The following is an 18,088-nucleotide window of genomic DNA, read 5'->3' on the forward strand; positions in this document are numbered from 1 at the left end:
AGCCCGCTCAGAGATGTGTATAAGAGACAGCCGTCGGCCTCGTCGTTCTCCGCTTCGTCGTCGTCAGTCTCATCGCCCTCCGATTCGTCGCCGTCGGTTTCGTCATCCGCTGACTCGTCGTCACCGGGCGGCCCAGCGTGTTCCGGCGGACCGCGGTCGGCCTCGTCATCGTCGCCTTCGGTGTCCTCACCGGGCGGGCCGGCGTGGTCCGGCGGACCGGCGTGGTCGGGCGTATCACCTGGGTTGTTCGCGACGACGAAACTCGCCAGCGCGAGTCCGAACGGACCGTCGGTGTCGTCGCGTTCGTCGTCGATGAACGACGAGACGATCGAGCCGAAGGTCGGCGGTTCGTCGTCGGCGCCGTCAGTCTCCTCGACCGACTCGAGCGTCACCGTCGTCTCGACGGTGCCGTTCTCGAGGGCAGCCTCGAGCGCGACGGTGACGCTTTCGGTACCGGTCGGCGCCGCGAGCGAGAAGGTTCCGTTCTCGTCGGCCACGTGGGTGCCGTTGTCGGCGTACGTGGCGTTCTCGTCGACCGGTTCGACGGTGACGGTCGCGTTCGCGGCACCGTCGCCGGCGAGCGAAACGAGGACGTCGCCGTCGTCCTGACTGACGTCGATCGAGCCGTTCGCCTCGTCGGCGTCGGACTCGGTGCCGTCGTCAGCCGCGTCTTCCTCGTCGTCGGTCCCGTCGTCCGCGACGGGTTCGAGCGTGACCTCGGTTTCGGCCGTCTCGTCGCCAGCCGTCGCGACGACGCCGACGGTGACGGTCTCGTCGGGGGCGGGGAGTTCGACCGTTCCGTTCGCGTCGGTCGCGTACTCGCCCGTGCCCGCGTACGAGTCGTTCTCGTCGATCGTCGTCACGTCGACGGTCGCGTTCTCGACCGTCTCGTTCGTCTCGTTCGTTTCAACCGTCACGGTCACCTGTTCTTCGTGAGCGACCGACACCGAAAGCGCGTCGCCGTCATCGTCCTCGAGCGTCGCCGCCGCGCCGAGCGGGGCCAGCGCCGAGAGAATCATGACGGCAGCCAGTGTCGTCGCCAGCAGTTGTGTTCCTCTCATCCCGCTCGAGACATTCAGGAATTCGTGAATAAACCCCCACTGCCGTTCTCGACGATTCTGGCACTCGAGGGCGACCTGAGAGATCGTTTGAACGTTTATAATCCGTTCTGAGCGTTCAGATTCCGTTCAGGTGTGAGTCGAAAACCGGCGTCGTTCCCGCGGCCGCGTTCACTCCTCAGCGCGTGCGATCAGGTCGTCGGCGGACTCGGTCGCGCGCTCGCACACCGCCGCCTCGTCGAGTGCCAGCACCTCGCGGTCGCGCATGAGCACCTGCCCGTCGCAGATCGTGTGTCGGACGTCCGACGCCGCGGCCGCGTACGCGAGGTGACTCACGAGGTCGTTGCGCGGCGTCAGGTGGGGCGACTCGAGGTCGAGTACGGCGATATCGGCCGGCGCGCCCGCCTCGAGGCGGCCGCTGTCGACGCCGATTGCCTCGGCACTGCCCCGCGTCATCATCTCGACGACCGCCTCGGCGGGGACGGCGCTCGCATCGTCGGCCGCGAGCTTGCCGATCATGGCGGCGTCGCGGGCCTCGTCTAACATCGAGAGGTCGTTGTTCGAGGCCGCGCCGTCGGTCCCGATTCCGACGGTGACGCCCGCCTCGAGCATGCGCTGAACGGGCGCCATCCCGCTCGCGAGTTTCATGTTCGAGGCCGGGCAGTGGATCACGCTCGTGCCGGCCTCGGCGAGCAGGCCGATCTCGCTCTCGTCGACGTGGACGCCGTGGGCGACGAAGTCGCCGTCCTCGAGCATCCCCTTCTCGGCGGCGTAGGCCAGCGGGCGGACGCCGTGTTCGTCGACGATCGGCGCCACCTCGTCTGCCGTCTCGTTGGCGTGGTAGTGAATCGGCACGCCGAGGTCTCGAGCCTGCGGAACGAACTCCTCGAGGTACTGGCCGTCGACGGTCGTCAGCGAGTGGGGCATAAAGGCAGAGGAGATGCGGCCGTCGCCCATGCCGTCGACTTCCTCGGCGACCGCAAGTCCCTCGCGGGCGTCCTCGCGGGCCGCCTCCTCGTCCTTGGCGACGGAGATCACGCCGTGGCCGAGCCGAGCGCGCAGCCCCGCCTCGGCGACCGTCTCGGCGATCGTCGGCACGAAGAAGTACATGTCCGCGAAGGCCGTCGTCCCGGATTTGATCATCTCGAGGACGCCGAGTTCGGTGCCGGCGCGGACGGTGTCGGCGGTCAACTCGGCCTCGACGGGCCAGATGTCCTCCTGCAACCAGGCGTCGAGGGGCTTGTCGTCGGCGTGGCCCCGCAGCAGCGTCATCGCGACGTGGCAGTGCCCGTTGACGAACCCGGGCGTGACCAGCGATTCCGAGGCGTCGAGCGTCTCGTCGGCGTCGCCGGCGAGGTCGTCGCCGACCTCGAGGATTTCGCCGTCGTCCTGATCGATCAGTACGTCCGCGCGCGTCACCGTGATATCGGGCAACAGTACCTGGCCGCCGGTGATCGCAAGCGTCGTCATGAATCCGCGTTTCTCACGGGAGGGCCTTAGCGTATCGGTGCGCCGTCGTCGCGACGCCGGTCGGCGAGGCCGCACCCGACGGGCCCCTCACTCCGGCGAACACCGCCAGTAGCCATCGAACTCGCCGATCTCGTAGTCGGCGTCCTCGAGGATGGTTCGCGTCTCGCCGGGTACGTCGCCCTGGAGTCCCTCGTCGTGAACCTCGAGAAAGACCGTCGGTCGGTGTCGCTCGAGCGTGTCGCGAGCGCCCCGGAGCGCGGCGGGTGCGCCGCCCTCGACGTCGAGTTTGAGGGCGTCCGGCGGCGGGAGCGGTTCCGCGGCCGACCCGTCCGAACCGACCAGCGCGTCCAGTCGCCGAATCGGAACCGAGCGCACGGCGGCGACGTCGGCCTCCCACCGAGTCGCGCTCTCGCGGTCGAACGCGGAGCATTCGTGGTACGTCGAGACGTAAAACGGGCGCCGATCCGACTCGTCGCCGACTCCGCAGGCGCGGATCGTGATCCGCCCCTCGAGGCCGTTCAGCCGGACGTTCGCGCGCAGTCGCTCGACTGTGGCCGTCGCGGGTTCGAACGCGACGATCCGGCGTTCCGGCGCGTCGGTCGCGAGCGCGAGCGCGTAGATCCCCACGTTCGCGCCGATATCGTAGATCACGTCGTCGGGGCCGCAGTCGGCCTCGAGCGCCGCGAGCATCGCGTCGTCGCCGTGGCGGGGAAGCGGTTCGTAACATCGGATCACCCCCGCGGGCGTCCGATTCCGGCGCGCGAGGAGTTCGCGGTCGTAGTTCGCTCGAGCGAGGCGGTAGTAGCTTCGGTAGCCGACGCTGCGGGCGGCGCGAAACAGCCGCGTGCCGACGGCGCCGAGCGGAGCCATCTACCCACAGCCAACGCGCTCCCGGAAGATGTATGTGGGGCTCCCTCGCAGCCGCTCGAGTACGAAACCCGGCGTGCAGTGGACGGTGACGTGCGGAGACGCGGGGAAGCGAAACGAACCGATTCCGACCCAACGGCTACGGTCGTCGGCGGCGTACTCGAGGCCGAATGGACGAGGACGCGGTCGCGCGGATCGTCGAGGACGCACTCGAGAGACCGGTGCAATCGTGCCGGCGGCCGCAATCGGGGTCGGTCGCCGAGACGGTCGTCTGCGAACTGGCCGACGCTGCGACGGGCGCCGACGACGACGGCAACCGCGTCGTCTACAAACGCGGCGGCGCGAGCGTCTGGACCGGCGACGTGATCGAACCGGCCGTCTGCGAACTGGTCGGTCGGAGGACCGGGATTCCGGTTCCCGCGGTGCTCGCGACGGGACGGCTCGAGCGCGCAGCCGAAAGCGACGGCGACGGCAACGACGCGGGGGCGAGCGACGATCCCGACCGACGCTGGGCGATTTACGAACACCTGTCGGGAACGAACCCGCGACCCCGGTACGCCGACCTCGAGCCGTCGATTCGGGGGCGACTGGTGGGCGACGCCGGCGAGCAACTTGGTCGACTCCACGGAACGGCGACGCTCGCGTTCGACCGAGTCGGGGGCCTGTCGCTCGAGACCGATCGACGCTCGGGCGCTCGCGGGCTCGCGCTGTGCGAGCCGAACGGCTGGCACGCCGTCGATCCCGGTCCCGTCGTCGGCTCGCTGCCGGTCCCGCTGGCTGGCGACGACAACTGTCGGCCCGTCCTCACCCACGGCGACTACCAGCCGAGTAACCTCCTCGTCGACGGCAGCGGCCGCGTCGGCGCCGTCCTCGACTGGGGCAACGCCCATGTCACCCACGCCGAGTACGCCCTCGCCCGCGCCGAAGCGCGGTTCGTCGACGTCTACGCGGGCCGACTGCCCGCGCTCGAGCGCCGGCGGCTCCGCGACGCGTTTCGACGGGGGTACCGTGAGCACGCGCCCCTCGAGGCCGGCTTCGAGCGCCGAACGCGGATCTACAAACTGCTGTGGCTGGTCCAGTCGGGGGCGAACTACGCCCGGATCGTCCGCAGCGCTCGCGGCCGACGACAGGTTCGCCGGCAGTTGGGTCGACTGTCCGAGTGAGCGCTCGATCGGCGTCTGCGAACGCGGCGCCGTCCGTCGATGGCCGGACGGCGGATTTATCCGCCAGTTGACCGACTAGTCAGCCATGAGCGACGACCGCGACTGGCCGCCCGATTCGAACGACGAGGACGCGGGTCGAGACGATGGCCAACGGAAGGAGTACGGCGTCAACCGCGAGTACGAGCACGACCGCGACTCGAGGGGGACCGATCGTCCGACGGTCGATCTGCAGGACGGTGAGGGGGAGTCTCGAGCGTCCGAGGAGGACACCGAGTGGGGGCCGGGACGAGATCCCGGGCCGGGCGACGGCGGCACCGAGCCGACGGGGGCGCCGACGCCCGACGAGGAGACGGCTCGTCTCTGGGCCGCGCTCACGGCCTCGCTCGCGGTGATCTCGCTGGGTTCGGCCGGCGCGATCGCTCTCGCCTACGACGCGCCGACGGCCGTCGCCGGCGCGGTCGTCCTCGGACTCGGCTTCGCCGCGATTTCGGTCGTCGGGCGAACGGCGTCGCCCGCGCTGTTCGGCTACCTCGACGAGGCGTGGGCCGAACACCGACGGTACGTCTGGTTCTCGACCGGGCTGTTCGCCGTCGGGGTCGCACTCGGCGGCCTGCTCTTCGCCGCCGGCGTCGACCTGACCGAACTCTTCCTCGAGATTCTCCAGGAAGAGTTCGGCGAGGACGAACTCCCGGGTAACGGCGGCGAACTCGACGGCGAAGAGCAGTTCGAACTCACGGCCACGTTTTTCATCGTCAACAACACGCCGCCGTTTCTGATCGCCGCCTTCGGCGCGCTAACGCTCGGTCTGATGACGTTCGTAATCATGTTCTTCAACGGCGTCGTCGTCGGGAACATCGCGGCCGTCACCGGCGCCGAGGTCGGTCTCGGCGTCGTCGTCGCCCTGCTCGCACCGCACGGCATCTTCGAACTCCCGGCGCTGTTTATCGCCGCCGGCGTCGGCTTCCGGTTCCTCCATCGGGCCGTCCAGCGGATCGCCGGCTCGCGGGACGCGCTGTTCACGACGGGATACGTGGTGCGAACCGCGGCGCTCCTCGGTTTCGCGTGGCTGATCCTCGTTCTGGCCGCGTTCGTCGAGGCCTACGTCACCTTCCTCGTCGCCGACGCGCTGTTTGGTATCTGAGCAGCGGCGGCGGCTGAACACGACGGTCGTTACGGTTCGGAGTCCGCTCGCTCGCGATCGGTTCGCGACGCGACTGACGCTCGAAGTGTCTGCACCCAGTAGGCGCCGACGACCGCCGTCGGAACCAGCCAGAGCGCACTGAAGGGCGCGTACCACTCGAGGCTCCGGGGCGGCGCGCCGGCGACGAACTGGCCGACGCCGACGGCCGTGACGACGACCGTCACCGTAACGACCAGCAATCGGTCGGTGTCGATCGCGGCGCCTCGAGGCGGCCACAGCGTTCCGGTCCGCCGGACGTCGGTCGCGTACAGTGCGAGCGCCGCGGCGGAGCCGGCGACGGTCAGCGCGATCGCCGTATCGGTCCGGAGGACGTACTGGCCCGCCGCGAGGTCGCCGAGGGCGACCGGGACCAGCGGCATCGCCGCCGCGAGCACGGGTCCGCCGTTCCAGGCCGCGTAGACGAACGGCACGATCGCGATCGTCGCCGTCGCGAGCGCGATCAGGTACGTGCTGACCGTATCGAACCGCGCGGTCACCGTGTCGAGGGTCGAGCCGCCGACCGTGACCGTCGTCCCCGCGTAGCTGAGCGCGAAGAGACCGACGAGGACGCCGAGATAGGCGAGCGCGATCGTCGTCGGTCGGCGCCGATCGCCGAGCAGCGGATGCTCGAGGAAGGGAAGATCGGGAAGTCGACGGCCGAAGCCGTAGCGGTCGTCGGTGCTCATCGGTCGCCCTCCGTGATGACCGGCGCCGTCCCGTCGTAGTCGCGCTGGGCGTTGTCGAGGTCGATCGCGGCCGGCGAAACGTTCCAGCCGGCGGCGTCGAAGGCCGTCTCCATCGCCTCGAGGCCGCGTTCGTAAGAGGCGATCCCGTGTTTCGGCCGCGCGCCCGTGTCTTCGTGGGCCTGCATGGAGACGATCCCCTCGAACGACCAGCAGCGGACGTGGAGGCGGCCGCTGGTGCCGTAGTAGGTTTCTGCGGCCGTCGCCTGCTGGCGAACGAACTCGGAGGCTTCCCGGTCCCAGGCGTAGCGGGTGTACTCCTCGGGGTCGCGCAGCCACCCCTCGTCGTCGAGGACGGTCATAACGCGCTCGAGGCCAGCCGCGTCAGTGTCGGCGTCGGGGACGAGGACGACGTTGATCGGCGCGGTCGCGACGAAGGCGTCGAAGTCGCTCGTGTCGACGTCGTCGATCGGTCGATACTGGTAGCGGACCATCGGCGAGTCGGTCTCGCCGGTGATCGGCTCGTCGGTCCACTCCGCGATCGAAGGCGGCACCTCGCTGGCCTCGACAGTCCGATCGAGCGGCGTCGCGTCGGGCGGGGAGGGCAACGCGACGATGGCGGCGAGGGTGCCGGCGCCGGCGAGCGCGCCGGTTCGGAGGAACGAACGTCTCGATGGCATCGCTGATCAGGGCGCGGGCGGTAGACGGCGGTCGTCGGCTCGAGTCGACGGCGAGCGCGAAATTACACGGGACCGCGCCGTCCGGAAAGACCAGGGGCGGTTGGAGTGTACCATAGCGATATTCTTGTAACCGAATATACAACAAGATCTTATATATCTTTTCGAGTGCTATGAACGGGCGAAACGAAGCGTGTCAATACGTGACGAACGGAGGCGGTCACGGCGGTCAATTCCACCCGAATGAACGTTGCGGAACTGTTTTAGGCGCTGGCTGGTCAACAGATAGGTAATGAGCGAACTCGCGGAAGCGTACCGCCTCGAGTACTTCGAGGAGGAAGGATTCGAGCGCAAGGAGTGTCCCTCCTGTGGCGCACACTTCTGGACCCGCGACCACGATCGGGAGACGTGCGGTGAGCCGCCCTGCGAGGAGTACGGCTTCATCGAGAACGCCGGGTTCGACGAGGAGTACAGCCTGTCGGAGATGCGGGAAGCATTTCTCTCGTACTTCGAGGCCAACGACCACGAGCGAATCGACCCCTACCCCGTCGCCGCGAACCGCTGGCGCGACGACGTCTTGCTGACGCAGGCGTCGATCTACGACTTCCAGCCGCTGGTGACCAGCGGTCAGACGCCGCCGCCGGCGAACCCGCTGACGGTCTCTCAGCCGTGCATCCGGATGCAAGACATCGACAACGTCGGGAAGACGGGCCGCCACACGATGGCCTTCGAGATGATGGCCCACCACGCGTTCAACACGCGCGAGGACGTCGACGAGGGCGAGTACGCCTACCACGGCGAGGTCTACTGGAAAGACGAGACGGTCGAACTCTGTGACGGCTTCTTCGAATCGCTTGGCGTCGATCTCGACGAGGTCATCTACATCGAGGATCCGTGGGTCGGCGGCGGCAACGCCGGTCCCGCGATCGAGGTTATCTTCCGCGGCGTCGAACTCGCCACGCTCGTCTTCATGTCCATGGAACAGGATCCCGACGGCGAGTACGAGATGAAAGACGGGAACCGCTACAGCCCGATGGACACCTACATCGTCGACACGGGCTACGGCCTCGAGCGCTGGACGTGGGTCTCCCAGGGCACCCCGACCGTCTACGAGGCGGTCTACCCCGACATGATCTCGTTCCTCAAGGAGAACGCAGGCCTCGAGCACACCGACGAGGAGGAGGAACTCGTCCACCGGGCCGCGAAGCTGGCGGGTCACATGGACATCGACGAGGCCGAGGACATGGAGACCGCCCGCGGCGAGATCGCCGGCGAACTCGGCGTCGACGCGACCGACCTCGAGGAGTTGATGGAACCCCTCGAGTCCATCTACGCCATCGCAGACCACTGCCGCACGCTCGCGTACATGCTCGGGGACGGCATCGTCCCCTCGAACGTCGGTACGGGCTATCTCGCCCGGATGGTGCTCCGTCGCACCAAGCGGCTCTGTGATACCGTCGGCGTCGACGCGCCGCTGGACGAACTCGTCGACATGCAGGCCGAGCGCCTCGCCTACGAGAACCGCGACACCATCCGCGACATCGTCCGCACCGAGGTCGAAAAGTACCGCGAGACCCTCGAACGAGGGGGCCGCCGCGTCGAGAGCCTCGCCAAGGAGTACGCGAAAACGGGCGAACCGATCCCGACCGAGGAGCTGATCGAACTCTACGACTCCCACGGGATCCAGCCCGACATGGTCGCCGAAATCGCCGACGAGGCCGGCGCCGAGGTCGACGTGCCGGACGACTTCTACAGCCTCGTCGCCGAGCGCCACGACACCGTCGAGGCCGCCGGAGAGAGCGAGGACGACGAGGACGAGCGCCTCGAGGACCTGCCGGAAACCGAGAAGCTCTACTACGACGACCAGCAGCGCACGCAGTTCGAGGCGATGGTGCTCGACGTCTTCGAGCGCGAGGACGGCTACGACGTCGTCCTGGATCAGACGATGTTCTACCCCGAAGGCGGCGGCCAGCCGGCCGACCGCGGGACGCTCTCGACCGACGACGCGACCGTCGAGGTCGAAGACGTCCAGATCGAGGGCGGCGTCATCCTCCACCGAACCGACGAGAACCCCGGCAAGGGCGAGTTCGTCAACGGACAGCTAGACGCCACCCGCCGCAGGCAGCTGATGCGCCACCACACGGCGACCCACATCGTCATCCACGCCGCTCGACAGGTCCTCGGCGAGCACATCCGCCAGGCCGGCGCCCAGAAGGGAGTCGACAGCTCCCGGATCGACGTCCGCCACTACGACCGGATCTCCCGCGAGGACGTCAAGCGAATCGAATCCCTCGCGAACGAGATCGTGATGGACAACACCGCCGTCACCCAGGAGTGGCCCGACCGCCACGACGCCGAAGCCGAACACGGCTTCGGCCTCTATCAGGGCGGCATCCCGCCGGGTGAGCAGATCCGACTGATCCACGTCGACGAGGACGTCCAGGCCTGCGGTGGCACTCACGTCTCCCGGACCGGCGAGATCGGCACGATCAAAGTGCTCAACACCGAGCGCGTCCAGGACGGCGTCGAGCGGCTCACCTTCGCCGCCGGCGACGCCGCCCTCGAGGCGACCCAGCGCAAGGAGGACGCCCTCTACGAGGCCGCCGAGATCTTAGACGTTTCCCCCGAGGACGTCCCCGAGACCGCCGAGCGCTTCTTCGAGGAGTGGAAGGCCCGAGGCAAGGAGATCGAGGACCTGACCGAACAGCTCGCGGCGGCTCGAGCGGGCGGCGGCGGCGACGCCGAGGAGGTCGAGGTCGGCGAGCGGACGGCCGTCGTCGATCGCATCGACGCCGACGTCGACGAACTGCGCGCGACGGCGAACGCCATCAGCGACGAAGGCAAGATCGCGGTGCTGGGAAGCGGCCAGAACAGCGCTCAGTTCGTCGTCTCCGTGCCCGACGGCGCCGGGATCAACGCCGGCGAGGTCGTCGGCGAACTCGCCTCGAGGGTCGGCGGCGGCGGCGGCGGTCCGCCGGACTTCGCACAGGGCGGCGGCCCGAACGTCGAGGATCTGGACGAGACGCTCGAGGACGCGCCGGACGTGTTGCGTCAGGTTCAGGACGCCTGACAGCTTCGCAACGAGACGCCGCGGTGAGTTTCGGTTCCGGTTTCGGAAATCACTCTTTTTGCAAGTGGGCTCGAGAGCGCTTTCACTCGAGTCGATACGACCGCTGCTCTACGGTGAGAGAGATCGGGAACGGTCGTTTCCGGTGATCGTTGATGGGGTGGGTTGCGCCGGACGTCATTCCCGACTCTCGCGCTCGAGGGGTTCCGTTCACCAGCCGTAGATATTGTGTGTTTTGTAATTCGATTATCGTACAGTATAACCGAAAGCTAAAAAGTAGGTGTATTGTGATTATCACGGCATGGTTGAAACAATATACAGCCGGGCCGCAAGGCGAATCGGACACGGCAAGCAGATCGGCATCGCGGCGGCGCTCACCATCGTCGCCGTTCTCGTTGCGGGGATGTTCAGTGCGATCGGAATGCAAATCACGGGCCGGTCCGACCCGTCACCGTACACGTCATTTCTTGCGACTGGGTTCGGATTCGCGGCTGTGGCACTGGCGTATCTGACTTACACGAATCGTGGACTCGGGTATATCGACGGCGCCGTGCCGACAGCGCGATCGATCTCGTTGGGCGTCGGACTGGGCGTTGGTATCTTCACCGCACAGACGGCGATCGATCTAACCGCCCGAATAGCTGGCGTGTCGATGGGCGTCGATCAAGCGGCGAGTCAACTGACCGGATCGGTACCGCTTCTTGTCGCTGCCATCGCGATCAATCTCGCTTTGATCGGTCCGGCAGAGGAGTTATTTTTCCGAAACGTCCTTCAGAAACGACTCGCGGAGTCCTTCCGGACAGGTACTGCGATCGGTCTGACAAGCCTCATATTTGCTCCGCTCCATCTCGGAAACTTCCACGGTCAATCGGCTCTTGCGATCGGTGTCTCCCTCAGTGGCGTCGTTATCGCATCGGTTCTTCTCGGCATCGCGTTCGTCCGGTACAACCGACTCGAGGTCGTCGGAATCGCACACGGAATTCAGAACTCACTCGTTCTCGTTACGGTGTATCTGTTCTTGTGAGCACTCACACTCGTCCGCTCGCGAGCGTCGTCGTTGCCCCCTTCGGGAACGGGACGTCACACCTCACAGTCGGCGGTTCGGTTGAACGACGACCGCCGGGTTCGGGAATCGGTGAGCGACGATGGGTGCGCGGTCGGCCGGTCCGGAAAGCGAGAGCGGAGCGAGGGCGGTACGGGGTACCGTCGCCGAAAGTGCTACCAGAGTCTCTCCTGGCACGTTGTCCGGGGTTCGGTCGCTGGGACGCGGTCGGAGTGCGTCATACGGCACCAGTCGCGTCTCGGTCGGCCACTGTGAGTAGCCAGTAGATGATGGCGAACGTTGCGATCAGGAAGGCTACTCGAACGGTTCCTGATTCGAATATATTCGGGAGTGGTGAATACAGCATTCCGACGAAGAATACCACTCCAGTACCAATTCCGATACCAAACCACGTGGTGGCCGTTATCGATTTTGCTAGTTCTATTATCGACATGCATTAGTATATGGCAGTAATAGACAAAAAACTATCTCTTGGACGGAGATCTTTGACCGACGTGTACCGGGAACCGCTCACGCACTGACAGTGTGCCATAGTGACTATTCAACCGATTCGCACACGGATCGCACAGTTTATTCACGGGTCGCTTCGCTCCCCCTTTTCCTCGCAGTTCTCGCTCACGTCGCCCGCTCGAACTTCCCCCCAGTCGTGCGATCAGATGTGGTTTGGCGTTCAGCGGCTACGATAGCTGAGGCTGTCTACTTCGTTCTCTACGATTGATCACGTAAACAGAGACTACCGAGAAAATGCGGCCGGTTCGGCCTTCGACGTGGATACGCGTACCACGCTCGGACCACGACAGAAACTCGATAGGTCGACTGGGAGACAGCCGCTCGCGGCGTAATCGCTTCGGTATTCACTTTCTCGGCCGTGAAAAATGGGCACCGTTTACGCCAGCGGAGGCGAAAACGAACGCGATTCTGTCGGTGGGATAACCCACCGGTCTTCGTGTTCGATACGACTGTTAGTCGGTTACGCCGTCGCCGTGATAGGCGTCGTACAATTCGTTGGTCGCGGTAGCACCACCAACGAATCCGCCGGCGAAAGCGGCGGCAGCGACGGGGGCAGCGAGTACGTTCATGATTTTGTGGGATGTTCTGGTAAGGGATAGTTACGCACCTTCACGAAGTCCGACGACGGTCGCGGCGCCCGCTGCGGCACCCGCAGCACCGGACTTGCACGCGGTGCTGGCCAAGCATGCGCCGACCACCTTTGGCGATAAGATGTTCATACTGGTCTCACCTCCACCATGACTTGATACAAACGGTATCGTGCCATAAGCGATCAATGGTGATTGGTCAAAGATACTAAAGTTTTCTGTATCGTGTTACATTTAAATCATATCCGCCACAACACGAGCAGGTCAGGTAGTTCTCTCACGAACAAAACGCAGAGTCGGTAACGACGACGCATGACGCCGTTTCAAGCAGTAGCAGGCCACTTCATCATACCTGACAATATAGAAAAGTTTTTTATCTTCGGTGCACCCGGGAGAACGTATAATGGTCTCTGCCGAAGGATCGAATCCGGTAACCGGGGGCGATGCGAACGCCGAATCCGCTGTTTCGGTCTCGAACCTCGAGAAGGAGTACGGGAGCGGAGACGACGCGGTGCAAGCCGTAAACGGCGTGAGCTTCGACGTGGAACGGGGGACCGCGGTCGGCATTCTCGGACCGAACGGCGCGGGGAAGACGACCACGATCAAGTCGCTCCTGTCGTTGATCTTCCCGTCGGAAGGAAACATCTACGTCGAGGGTATCAACGTCCACAAGGAACCGAAGCAGGCGTTTCGCCACATGGGTGCGATGCTCGAGGGAGCACGAAACACCTACTGGCGGCTCACCGTTCGTGAGAATCTCGAGATCTTTTCAGTTATCGCAGGACTCGATTACCGCGAACGCGGCGACCGAATCGACGACCTCCTCGAGCAGTTCGGCATCGACCACAAAGCCGATACCGTCGTTCGCGAACTCTCGCGGGGGCAAAAACAGAAGGTTTCGCTGGCGACGGCGATGGCTCGCGACGCCGACGTCGTCGTTCTCGACGAGCCGACGCTCGGCCTCGACGTCGAAAGCTCGCTCGAGTTGCGTCGCGAGCTTCGTCGACTCGTCGAGGACGACGGAATCACCGTGTTGCTGTGCAGCCACGATATGGACGTGATTCAGGACGTGTGCGACCGGGTCATCATCATGAACGACGGCGAGATCGTCGCCGACGACACGGTCGGAAATTTACTGGATCTGTTCGACACGCAGGCGTACGAAGTAACCGTCGAAGGCGAACTGGACGACGCCGACCGTCGGCGACTCGAGACTGCGTTCGATCTCACCGATTTCGATCGGCGACGCGGGTCGACGACGTTTCAGGCCCACGTCACCGGTGACGATTTTTACTCGCTGGTCGAATCGCTTCGTGCGATCGGGGCGGCGGTAGAGGCGTTCGACACCGTCGAACCCGACCTCGAGGAGGTTTTTCTTCGAATTACCGACGACGAGGAGGACGAACGGCCGACGGAGACACCGGTGGCACAAGCAGCTAGCGGTGGCCCTCGATGAGTGCACCGACGGTCGACGACGCCGCGGCCGCCGACGGAGCGCAACCTGACGAGCGGGACGCCGGCGTGTTGCTGTTAGTGTGGACAATCCTCCGCATGAATTTCCTGCTCATGGTCAGGTACCGCGTGAATTTCGTCGCACAGATCGTGGGGATGTACCTCTTTTTCGCGGTCATCTTCTTCGGCGGACAGGCTGCCGTCGAGAACGTCGGCGAGGGTGGAATCGGTTCGCTCGGATCGACGCTCGACGCGCTCATCGTCGGCTGGTTCCTCTGGACGATGGCCCAGAGCGCGTACTTCAGTCTCTCGGGTGAAGTGACTCAAGAGTCGCGCTGGGGGACGCTCGAGCAACTGTACATGTCTCCGTACGGCTTCGGAACGATCATGCTCACGAAGGTCTTCGTGAACATGCTCTTGAGCCTCGTCATGGGCGGGATCATGCTGGCGCTGATTCTCCTCACGACCGGCCGAACGCTCTCGCTCGACGTGATTACGGTCCTTCCGATCGCCGTCCTGGCGTTGCTCTCGGTGGTGGGTATCGGGTTCGTCTTCGCCGGACTGACGCTCATCTACAAGAAACTCGGGAGCGTCTCACAGCTCATGCAGTTCGTTATTCTCGGGCTCGTCGCCGCGCCTGCGGCGGAGTTCTCCGTGCTGAATCTCCTGCCGATCACCCAGGGATCTGCGATGTTACAGGAGGCGATGCGAAACGGCGTCCGTCTGTGGGAGTTTTCGGCGGTGGAGCTCGCCGTTCTCGTCGGAACCGCCGTCGTCTACTTCTCCATCGGGTACGTCGTGTTCCAGCTCTGTTCGCACGTCGCCCGAAAACGCGGTGTGATGGGCCACTACTGAGGCTGGGCGGCTCGGTTCGCCGCCATTCCGTCGAGACCACACGAGAGATCCTCCGTCGAAGACGGCCTCGGCCAAAAATCGAAACGCTCGCCTCGCTTCGTCCCCTCGAGTCAGTCATGCCCACCGCGACGAACGGAGCCATCTCGCTGTACTACGACCGCGCGGGCGAGGGAAACGAGAGAGCGGCCCCCGTCGTCTTCGTCACCGAAGCCGGCCTCGGCGGCTGGCTGTGGGGCTGGCAACACGCCGCGCTGGCCGGCCCCCACGAGGTCGTCGTCTGGGACCTGCGCGGCACCGGCCGCTCGGACGCCCCCGACGGACCGTACTCCCTCGAGACGCTCGTCGGCGACCTCGAGGCGGTTCTCGTCGACTGCGGCTTCCGGAACGCCCACCTCGTCGGCTGCGGTCTCGGCGGGGCCATCGCGTTGCAGGCCGCCCGAACCTCGAGTCGCGTGCGGACGCTGACGCTGTTCGGGACCGCCGCTCGGGGCGAGGCGTTCGACCTCGAACCGCTGTACGCGTCGCCGGACGATCGAGACGCGCTCGACGAGTCGCTCGCGGCCGGCCTCTCCGCGGACTTCCTCGAATCCCAGCCCGATGTTCGGGAGGGCATCGTCGACTGGCGAGCCGACGGCGACGCCGACTACGCGGAGTTCGAGGCGCAGACGGCGGCGCTCGAGGGCTTCGACGCGACGGACTGGCTGGTCGAGGTGACGCAGCCGACGCGGGTGATTCACGGCGAGGCGGACGAACTGGTCCCGGCCTCGGCGGGCCAGGACCTGGCGAACGGGTTGCCACGCGGGGAGTTCGTCGGTCTCGAGGACGCCGGTCACCTCTGTTTCATCGAGCGATCGCGGACGGTCAACGATCTGTTGTTGGGCTTTCTCGAGAACCGGACTGACGATGAATGAATTCTCTTTCGAGAGGGAGTCGCGGACTCGAGTCAACGGTGTCGTTCGGACTCGAGGATGAGAACGACGCCTCTACAAGGTGAGACCATCCGCTGCAATCGTGGCAATGGGGAGTGCCACGTCCTCCCCAACCGATTCGCTCGGTCACTGGCTCACGGTCTTCGACCGGTCGCCATTTCGCGGCGCTTCGCGCCGCGCTCGCGTTCCCTCACTCATCCCTCGCGCTTCGAACCGGGATTCGCTTTCGCTCATCCCGGTTCAGCGCGCCGAAGTGATCGGAGCACAACGCGACGCCCGTGCTTGCGCTCGAGCCCCTAGCTTTGAGGGATGTCGGCGTCGCACGTGCTACCGTGACGCTCTCGCTGGCACGCCGCGCGGAACGGTTTCCGGAGCGGACGGCGGTCGTCGATATCTCCGAGGAGCGGCTGTACGCCCCCGCGGAGACGATCCACGAGAACCGCGTTTCCTACGGCGAACTCTCGAGGATGGCCGAGCGAACCGCCGAACACCTCTCGGCGCTCGGCGTTGGGGCGGGCGACGTCGTCTGCCTCGTGACCCGCAACCGCGTCGCCTCGCTCGCGTCGCTCTTTGCCTGCCGCCGACTCGAGGCCACGCTATTTCCGATCTCCCACTGGCTGACGCCCGCCTCGGTCGAGCGACCGTTCGAAATCGTCGATCCCGACCTCGTCGTCTCGGAGGCCGCCCAGCGGGACCTCGTGCGATCGATCCCCTACGACCGGACGGTGACCCTCGAGGAACTGGCCGATGCGGACCGCGAAGACGTGCCCGACCGCGAAGCGCGCGGTCGCGATTTCGCCGCCGACGCGCCGCTCCTGTTGCTCCACGGCGACGACGGTCGTCCGGTCGCGAAATACTCCGCGGACGCCCTCGAGCGAAACTGCTGCGCCGCACTCGTCGCCTGGGGGCTTTCGGCCGCCGACGTCGCGCCGCTGACGGCGCCGCTCTCGAGTCCGGACGGCCTCGTTCGTGCCGCGCTCCCGTTGCTCTACGTCGGCGCAACGGTGTTGCTCGACCGGGCGTTCGATCCCGGCGACGCGCTGACCGCCATCGAGGCCGAGAACGCGACCGTCCTCCTCGGTCGCGGACGGACGGTCCGGGACCTCGCGGCCGAATCCGACTTCGACGCGGCGGTCGACACCCTCCAGCGCGTCGTCTACGAGGGGGCGCTCGACGGAGACGACGTTCGGACGGCATATCGCGAGCGGGGCGTGGCGCTCGCGCGTGCGTTCGGCCGCCTCGAGTGTCCGACGGTGTTCGGCCAGTCGGTGTCGCCGAGCGACCGGGATCCAGCGCCCGGATCCGAAGCCGAAGCAGCCGACACAACCGCCGTCGGCCCCCCGATGCCGGACTGTCGCGTTCGACTGGTCGATTCGGACGGGGCCGTCCTCGAGGCGGAGGACGAAGCGGAAGCCGAGGGGAGACTCCAGCTTTCGGGGCCCACTCTGGCCGACGGTTACGTAAACGCTGCCGGTACCGACGACGAGAACGATCGCGGTCGCTTCGAAGAGGGGCGGATCACGCTCGAGGAGACGGTCCGGCGCGACGCGGACGGAAACTACCACCTGCCGTGAACGAGCCCGTCGGGAGACAGATACGACGACCTGCGAACCGCGAATCGCGACGGTCGACTCGCCGTCGGAAGTTGCGGCAATGCCGGTCCGGGACAGAAGGCCTATCTTCCCCGAGTCGTCAGTAGGGGACGAATGAGTCAGCTCCGTATTGCCGTCCTGAACGCGGCCCAACGGGACGAGAACACGACGCGAAACTTTCGGCGCGAACTCGACGCCTCGATCTCCGAGTTCGACGCCGCAAGCGGCGTGGTGCCGGACGATTTCGACTACGACGGCGCGGTCGTCACCGGCTCTCGAGCGTCGGTGTACTGGGACGAAGAGTGGATGCAGCCGGTCAAAAACTGGGTGTCGGACGCGATCGATCACGGACTTCCGTTCCTCGGCGTCTGTTGGGGTCACCAGCTGCTGGCGGACGTCCTCGGCGGCACCGTCGCGGATATGGGCGCCTACGAGGTCGGCTACAGCCGGGTCGAACAGTTCGGAGCGTCGCGGCTGTTCGACGGCATCGACGAGGAGTTTACGGCCTTTACCAGCCACTCCGACGAGGTCGACGAACTCCCGCCCGGCGCCGAGCCGATCGCCGAGAACCACTACTCCAACCACGGCTTCCGCAAGGACCGCGTCTTCGGAGTGCAGTTCCACCCCGAGTACGATACCAAAACCGCCCGCGAACTCGTCCAGCGAAAGGACCTCTCCGACGAACGCCGCCAGTCCGTCCTCGAGGAGATCACCGAGGAGAACTACCGCAGGGCCTGCGAGGCGAAACTCGTCTTCGACAACTTCCTCGAGTTCGTCCGCGAGGTGAACGCGGTCGACGTCTCCGCCGACGCCAGCGCCGATGCGTCGGCGTCGCTTGGCTGTTCTGACTGACGGTCTATTTTCGATTCGTCTCCTCGCATCCGCCGAACACAGCGGTATCGAGTCGTACTCAGTTCCGACGCTGGATCTCGATG

15 protein-coding genes are annotated in these 18,088 nt (G+C 65.8%); 9 read left to right on the top strand and 6 right to left on the bottom strand.

Annotated features, from left to right (window positions below; all coding sequences use genetic code 11):
• The 3 genes from C493_RS10825 to C493_RS10835 all read right to left on the bottom strand — a co-directional run.
• On the bottom strand, window positions 1-1,061 hold a 1,061-nt coding region (locus tag C493_RS10825), incomplete at its 3' end, for a hypothetical protein (RefSeq protein ID WP_193787904.1).
• Between the two features lie 168 nt (window positions 1,062-1,229).
• The gene (locus C493_RS10830; protein WP_007259474.1) at window positions 1,230-2,528 is read right to left on the bottom strand and encodes an amidohydrolase; all 1,299 of its coding nucleotides are present in this window, start codon (window positions 2,526-2,528) and stop codon (window positions 1,230-1,232) included.
• A gap of 87 nt (window positions 2,529-2,615) precedes the next feature.
• Window positions 2,616-3,398 (bottom strand): FkbM family methyltransferase, encoded by a 783-nt coding sequence (locus C493_RS10835; protein ID WP_007259475.1) that lies wholly within the window; start codon window positions 3,396-3,398, stop codon window positions 2,616-2,618.
• Between the two features lie 167 nt (window positions 3,399-3,565).
• Here C493_RS10835 and C493_RS10840 point away from each other — a divergent pair, with 167 nt between their 5' ends.
• Both C493_RS10840 and C493_RS10845 read left to right on the top strand, forming a co-directional pair.
• On the top strand, window positions 3,566-4,558 hold the full coding sequence (locus tag C493_RS10840) for a phosphotransferase family protein (protein WP_007259476.1): 993 nt from the start codon (window positions 3,566-3,568) through the stop codon (window positions 4,556-4,558).
• Window positions 4,559-4,643: 85 nt separating this feature from the next.
• Window positions 4,644-5,699 (top strand): stage II sporulation protein M, encoded by a 1,056-nt coding sequence (locus C493_RS10845; RefSeq protein ID WP_007259477.1) that lies wholly within the window; start codon window positions 4,644-4,646, stop codon window positions 5,697-5,699.
• A 29-nt stretch (window positions 5,700-5,728) separates the two neighbouring features.
• Here the strand turns inward: C493_RS10845 and C493_RS10850 are convergent, their stop codons facing one another.
• Window positions 5,729-6,424, bottom strand: a complete 696-nt coding sequence (locus C493_RS10850; protein ID WP_007259478.1) for a hypothetical protein — start codon at window positions 6,422-6,424, stop codon at window positions 5,729-5,731.
• Window positions 6,421-7,101: a hypothetical protein gene (locus C493_RS10855; RefSeq protein WP_007259479.1), complete on the bottom strand. Its 681-nt coding sequence runs from the start codon at window positions 7,099-7,101 to the stop codon at window positions 6,421-6,423. Before C493_RS10855 ends, C493_RS10850 begins: the two co-directional genes overlap by 4 nt.
• A 289-nt stretch (window positions 7,102-7,390) precedes the next feature.
• On the opposite strand from C493_RS10855, the gene alaS reads away from it, so the two are divergent.
• Window positions 7,391-10,168 (top strand): alanine--tRNA ligase, encoded by a 2,778-nt coding sequence (gene alaS / locus C493_RS10860; protein WP_007259480.1) that lies wholly within the window; start codon window positions 7,391-7,393, stop codon window positions 10,166-10,168.
• A 298-nt stretch (window positions 10,169-10,466) separates the two neighbouring features.
• Window positions 10,467-11,189: a CPBP family intramembrane glutamic endopeptidase gene (locus C493_RS10865; RefSeq protein ID WP_152421145.1), complete on the top strand. Its 723-nt coding sequence runs from the start codon at window positions 10,467-10,469 to the stop codon at window positions 11,187-11,189.
• Between the two features lie 256 nt (window positions 11,190-11,445).
• On the opposite strand, the gene C493_RS22665 is transcribed toward C493_RS10865, so the two are convergent.
• Complete coding sequence (locus tag C493_RS22665) at window positions 11,446-11,661, bottom strand: hypothetical protein (RefSeq protein WP_152421146.1); 216 nt, start codon at window positions 11,659-11,661, stop codon at window positions 11,446-11,448.
• A gap of 1,067 nt (window positions 11,662-12,728) precedes the next feature.
• Here C493_RS22665 and C493_RS10870 point away from each other — a divergent pair.
• The 5 genes from C493_RS10870 (at window position 12,729) to C493_RS10890 (ending at window position 18,005) form a co-directional block, all read left to right on the top strand.
• Window positions 12,729-13,781 carry an ABC transporter ATP-binding protein gene (locus C493_RS10870; RefSeq protein WP_007259482.1) on the top strand — a complete coding sequence of 351 codons (1,053 nt, stop codon included), beginning with the start codon at window positions 12,729-12,731 and terminating at the stop codon, window positions 13,779-13,781.
• Window positions 13,778-14,632 (top strand): ABC transporter permease, encoded by an 855-nt coding sequence (locus C493_RS10875; protein ID WP_007259483.1) that lies wholly within the window; start codon window positions 13,778-13,780, stop codon window positions 14,630-14,632. The genes C493_RS10870 and C493_RS10875 overlap by 4 nt, the downstream gene beginning before the upstream one ends.
• A 116-nt stretch (window positions 14,633-14,748) precedes the next feature.
• Window positions 14,749-15,543 carry an alpha/beta fold hydrolase gene (locus C493_RS10880; protein WP_007259484.1) on the top strand — a complete coding sequence of 265 codons (795 nt, stop codon included), beginning with the start codon at window positions 14,749-14,751 and terminating at the stop codon, window positions 15,541-15,543.
• A gap of 350 nt (window positions 15,544-15,893) precedes the next feature.
• Window positions 15,894-17,135: an AMP-binding protein gene (locus C493_RS10885; RefSeq protein WP_007259485.1), complete on the top strand. Its 1,242-nt coding sequence runs from the start codon at window positions 15,894-15,896 to the stop codon at window positions 17,133-17,135.
• Window positions 17,136-17,267: 132 nt separating this feature from the next.
• A complete protein-coding gene (locus C493_RS10890; RefSeq protein ID WP_007259486.1) occupies window positions 17,268-18,005 on the top strand; it encodes a type 1 glutamine amidotransferase in 738 nt (245 codons plus the stop codon).
• The last annotated feature ends 83 nt before the right edge of the window (window positions 18,006-18,088 follow it).

Source organism: Natronolimnohabitans innermongolicus JCM 12255 (assembly GCF_000337215.1).
In the GTDB taxonomy this organism is placed as follows: Archaea; Halobacteriota; Halobacteria; order Halobacteriales; family Natrialbaceae; genus Natronolimnohabitans; species Natronolimnohabitans innermongolicus.

Coding starts and splice junctions, on each gene's coding strand:
- C493_RS10830 (WP_007259474.1), bottom strand. CDS start 2,528: ATGACGACGCTTGCGATCACCGGCGGCCAGGTACTGTTGCCCGATATC.
- C493_RS10835 (WP_007259475.1), bottom strand. CDS start 3,398: ATGGCTCCGCTCGGCGCCGTCGGCACGCGGCTGTTTCGCGCCGCCCGC.
- C493_RS10840 (WP_007259476.1), top strand. CDS start 3,566: ATGGACGAGGACGCGGTCGCGCGGATCGTCGAGGACGCACTCGAGAGA.
- C493_RS10845 (WP_007259477.1), top strand. CDS start 4,644: ATGAGCGACGACCGCGACTGGCCGCCCGATTCGAACGACGAGGACGCG.
- C493_RS10850 (WP_007259478.1), bottom strand. CDS start 6,424: ATGAGCACCGACGACCGCTACGGCTTCGGCCGTCGACTTCCCGATCTT.
- C493_RS10855 (WP_007259479.1), bottom strand. CDS start 7,101: ATGCCATCGAGACGTTCGTTCCTCCGAACCGGCGCGCTCGCCGGCGCC.
- alaS (WP_007259480.1), top strand. CDS start 7,391: ATGAGCGAACTCGCGGAAGCGTACCGCCTCGAGTACTTCGAGGAGGAA.
- C493_RS10865 (WP_152421145.1), top strand. CDS start 10,467: ATGGTTGAAACAATATACAGCCGGGCCGCAAGGCGAATCGGACACGGC.
- C493_RS22665 (WP_152421146.1), bottom strand. CDS start 11,661: ATGTCGATAATAGAACTAGCAAAATCGATAACGGCCACCACGTGGTTT.
- C493_RS10870 (WP_007259482.1), top strand. CDS start 12,729: ATGGTCTCTGCCGAAGGATCGAATCCGGTAACCGGGGGCGATGCGAAC.
- C493_RS10875 (WP_007259483.1), top strand. CDS start 13,778: ATGAGTGCACCGACGGTCGACGACGCCGCGGCCGCCGACGGAGCGCAA.
- C493_RS10880 (WP_007259484.1), top strand. CDS start 14,749: ATGCCCACCGCGACGAACGGAGCCATCTCGCTGTACTACGACCGCGCG.
- C493_RS10890 (WP_007259486.1), top strand. CDS start 17,268: ATGAGTCAGCTCCGTATTGCCGTCCTGAACGCGGCCCAACGGGACGAG.